Source organism: Mesorhizobium sp. M1A.T.Ca.IN.004.03.1.1 (assembly GCF_003997555.1).
Classification (GTDB): domain Bacteria; phylum Pseudomonadota; class Alphaproteobacteria; order Rhizobiales; family Rhizobiaceae; genus Mesorhizobium.
Genome location: NZ_RZTV01000261.1, coordinates 1 through 275, shown reverse-complemented (window position 1 = coordinate 275; position 275 = coordinate 1). Strand labels below are relative to the sequence as shown.

At 62.5% G+C, this 275-nt stretch carries 1 protein-coding gene; it reads right to left on the bottom strand.

The window, feature by feature from the left end; translation table 11 throughout:
• Nucleotides 1-275 (bottom strand): ABC transporter transmembrane domain-containing protein (locus EOD29_RS31615; RefSeq protein WP_348630469.1); only part of this gene is annotated, 275 nt, incomplete at both ends.

Sequence of the window (275 nt, the reverse complement as noted above, 5' to 3'; positions counted from 1 at the left end):
ACCGTCGATAGGTGGTTGCGCATGAATTCCAGCCAGAGGCCAAACAGCGTCTCGCAGGCACGCAGCAGTGTATGCAGCGCGTTGGAGGTGCCGCGCTGATGGTGCCAGGCAAGCGGCATGGAAATAATGCGGCCGAAGGCTTCCGTCAGCAGCGTCGCCCGCCGGCCATGGGCCAGCCGGTCGGCCTCGCGGGCCACTAGAACGAAGGCAATAGTGTTGAAGACGGTGAAAGTCGCCCACATGAAGAGGATGGGCTTGACCTCACCCTTGCCCGA